Source organism: Citreimonas sp. (assembly GCF_042096055.1).
Lineage (GTDB): Bacteria > Pseudomonadota > Alphaproteobacteria > Rhodobacterales > Rhodobacteraceae > Citreimonas.
Genome location: NZ_JBELMH010000005.1, coordinates 46142 through 49636, shown reverse-complemented (window position 1 = coordinate 49636; position 3495 = coordinate 46142). Strand labels below are relative to the sequence as shown.

Below are 3495 nucleotides of genomic sequence, written 5' to 3'. Positions count from 1 at the left end.
CAGCCGATCTCGAACACGCTGTTCGGGCGTGCGGCGGAACGCATGGGCCTGCACCCGTTCCCGATGCCGTCGGCCAACGTCACGCGCGAATACGAGAACCCCTACGGCGCAAAGCTGCACCCCTGCACCTATTGCGGTTTCTGCGAACGCTTCGGCTGCGGCTATTTCGCCAAGGCCGACCCGATCATCTGCGTCTACGACCGGATCAAGGAGCACGAGAACTTCGAGATCCGCTTCGAGAGCCAAGTCCTGCGGATCGAGAAATCCGCCGACGGGCAAACCGCGACCGGAGCGCTGTACCTCGGGCCGGACGGGCGGGAATACTTCCAGCCCGCCGACACGATCTGCATGAACGCCTATGCGCTGTGGAACGTACACCTGATGCTGGTGTCGGGCCTGGGCAAGCCCTACGACCCCGAGACCCGCACCGGCGTAGTCGGCCGCAACTACGCATACCAGACCATCGCCTCGGTCGACGCGTTCTTCGACGACAGCGTCGTCACCAACCCTTTCATGGGCGCGGGCGCGCTTGGCGTGGTCGTCGACGACTACAACGGCGACAACTTCGACCATTCGGACCTGGGCTTCGTCGGCGGCGGCTACATCGCCTGCAAGCAGTACCACGGGCGCCCGATCAGCTATCAGCCGGTGCCCGACGGCACCCCGCGCTGGGGCGCGGAATGGAAGCGCGCGGTGCGCGAGAACTACGGCCACCACGGCGACCTGGTGGTCCACGGCTCGAGCATGTCGACACCCGAGAACTTCCTCGACCTCGACCCGACTTGGACCGACGCCTACGGCCGCCCGCTGCTGCGCATGACGTTCAACTTTCCCGACAACGACCGGCGCATGTCCGACTACGTCATGAACCGCGCCGTCGAGATCGCCGAGAACATGGAACACGTGCAGTCGGTCACGTCCTCGAACCTGGCCGCGCAGGGCAGCAACTACGACATCGTGCCCTACCAGACGACGCACAACACCGGCGGCGCGGTGATCGGCACCGATCCGTCGACCAGCGTGGTCAACCGCTACGGCCAGATGTGGGACCACCACAACGTCTTCGTCTTCGGCGCATGCCTGTTCCCGCAGAACCTCGGCTACAACCCGACGGGGCCGCTGATGGGGCTGGCGTACTGGACGCTTGAGCACATGAAGAACGACTACCTTCCGAATCCCCGACCGCTGATGGACGCCTGATACAGGAGTTGCGCGCATGACACCCCTGAGCAAGATCACCGCCGCTGCGGTTCTCACGGTTGGTTCTCTCGTCGCCTTGTCGGCGGGCGCGCAGGACTACGCGGATACGCCCGGCATCGACGCGCTGATGGCCAACCTCGACAGCGAGCGGGCACTGTTCAACGCCCGCGTCGAGGAGCCGGTGGACGACGACCTGCTGGAAAGCGGCCGTCTCGTCGCCATGGGCGGCGCGGAAAGCGGCGGCTCGGGGATGGCCTGCGTGACGTGCCACGGCGCCAACGGGCGCGGCGACGGGTCCGGCGTGTTCCCGCGGCTGGCCGGGCTGCCGGGCTGGTACATGTACAAGCAGCTGATGGACTACGCCTCGGGCGCGCGGCCGAACGAGATCATGACCGGCATCGCGCAGAAGCTGACCGAGGAGGAGATGGAGGCTGTGGCGACCTACTATGCCGCCATCGACGCGCCGTTCCGCAACGTGACGGGCGAGATCTCTCCGGACCTGCTGCAATGGGGCGGGATGCTGGGCGCGGTCGGCTCGGCCGAAAAGGGCATCCCGGCCTGCGTGAACTGCCACGGGCCGTCCGGTACGGGCAATCCGCCGTCCGTGCCGTACCTGGCCGGGCAATACGCCACCTACATGGAACACCAGTTGATGCTGTGGCGCGAAGGCACGCGCGACAACGACCCGATGAACGTGATGTCGGCGATCGCCAGCAAGATGAGCGACGAGGACATGCGCGCGGTCAGCGAATACTACGCCCGCGTGCGCGCCGATGACGAACGCGACGCGGATTGGAACCTTGGCGCGACGGGCCTGTCGCCCGAGATCGAGTCGATGGCCGAGACGCTCGACGTCGAAACCGAATGATTGTGAGACTGATCGGCATACTGGCCGCGCTTCTGGTCGCGACGGCTTCGATGGTCTGGTCCGCGATGCCGCCCTCGGAGGGGCCGGCACGCACCCTGTGGCAGCCGGTGGACGATCTGGCCACGGGCGTGGCGGCGTGGTTCCGCCCCGATCCGGACAACACCCCACCCGACTGGCAGTCGGCGAGCCGCCAGGTTCTGCATGGAGATCCCGTTCGGGGCGCCGACCTGATGGTGCTCCACGGCTGCGGATCGTGCCACGTCATTCCCGGCATCCGCAGCGCGCAGGGCTCGGTCGGGCCTCCGCTGCACGACTTCGCGTCGCGCGGCTACATCGCCGGGATCCTGCCCAACGATCCGGGCGACCTGACGCGCTGGCTGATGGACCCGCCGGCCTTCGCGCCGCGCACCGCCATGCCCGCGCTGGGCCTGACCGAGGACGAGGCCCGCGACATGGCCGCGTACCTGCTGAACCCGCGGGGATCCTGATGGAGCCTTTCGACCAATCCACGCTGAGCGAATTCGGATCGCAATCGACGCTCGATCCCGCGGGGCAGGGGGCGGCGGCGATCCTGCCGCTGACCTGGGGCATGACCATCGCCTTCGGCGTGGTCTTTTTGCTGCTCATCGCGCTGGTCTGGTACGCCTGGACGCGCAGCGGCGGGCGCACCTGGTGGATCGTCGGCGGCGGCGTGGTTCTGCCGCTGGTGTCGATCCTGATCGTCATGGTGTTCTCGACCTCGACGCTGCAGGCCATCACCCGCGCGCATCCGGATTCGCTGGTGATCGACGTCACCGGCAAGCAGTTCTGGTGGGACGTGGTCTACGATCCCGGCGGCCTCGCCATGCGCGACGCCAACGAGATCGTCCTGCCGCGCGGCCAGCCGGTCACGCTGCGGCTGATGTCCGACAACGTGATCCATTCCTTCTGGGTGCCGTCCATCGCCGGCAAGATGGACATGATCCCCGGCCGCACCAACACGCTGACGGTAACGGCCACCGAGACCGGGCGCTTTCGCGGCCAGTGCGCCGAGTTCTGCGGATTGTCGCATCCGCTGATGGCCTTCGAGGTGGTCGTTCTGGAGCCCGAGGAGTTCCTGCGCTGGTTCGAGGACACGATGGGCGAGGCCGAGGATGCGGCACAACCCCAACTCGTCGCCGGGCGCGAGGTGTTCGAAACGGCCGGCTGCCCCGCCTGCCACCAGGTCCGCGGCGTGGCCGAGGGCGGCATGCTCGGCCCCGACCTGACCCGCGTCGGCGGCCGCGCCACGCTGGGCGCCGGCATGTGGCGCATGAACAAGGGCAACCTCGCCGGCTGGATCGCTGACGTGCAGGACATGAAGCCCGGGGCCAAGATGCCCTCTTACAACCACCTGAGCGGCCCTGAACTGCGCGCCGTGACGGCCTGGCTGGCGAGCCTGAAATGAC

4 protein-coding genes are annotated in these 3495 nt (G+C 67.5%); all 4 read left to right on the top strand.

Annotation, left to right across the window (positions count from 1 at the left end; genetic code table 11):
- Nucleotides 1-1200: GMC oxidoreductase (locus tag ACFDTC_RS02625; protein WP_375257311.1), on the top strand; the 1200-nt coding region annotated here is incomplete at its 5' end.
- Between the two features lie 16 nt (nt 1201-1216).
- Nucleotides 1217-2068, top strand: a complete 852-nt coding sequence (locus ACFDTC_RS02620; RefSeq protein ID WP_375257310.1) for a c-type cytochrome — start codon at nt 1217-1219, stop codon at nt 2066-2068.
- Nucleotides 2065-2556 carry a c-type cytochrome gene (locus ACFDTC_RS02615; protein ID WP_375257309.1) on the top strand — a complete coding sequence of 164 codons (492 nt, stop codon included), beginning with the start codon at nt 2065-2067 and terminating at the stop codon, nt 2554-2556. The genes ACFDTC_RS02620 and ACFDTC_RS02615 overlap by 4 nt, the downstream gene beginning before the upstream one ends.
- Entirely contained in the window at nt 2556-3494 is a 939-nt protein-coding gene (gene coxB / locus ACFDTC_RS02610) for a cytochrome c oxidase subunit II (protein WP_375257308.1), read from the top strand. Before ACFDTC_RS02615 ends, coxB begins: the two co-directional genes overlap by 1 nt.
- Nucleotide 3495 lies beyond the last annotated feature (1 nt).

Coding starts and splice junctions, on each gene's coding strand:
- coxB (WP_375257308.1), top strand. CDS start 2,556: ATGGAGCCTTTCGACCAATCCACGCTGAGCGAATTCGGATCGCAATCG.
- ACFDTC_RS02620 (WP_375257310.1), top strand. CDS start 1,217: ATGACACCCCTGAGCAAGATCACCGCCGCTGCGGTTCTCACGGTTGGT.
- ACFDTC_RS02615 (WP_375257309.1), top strand. CDS start 2,065: ATGATTGTGAGACTGATCGGCATACTGGCCGCGCTTCTGGTCGCGACG.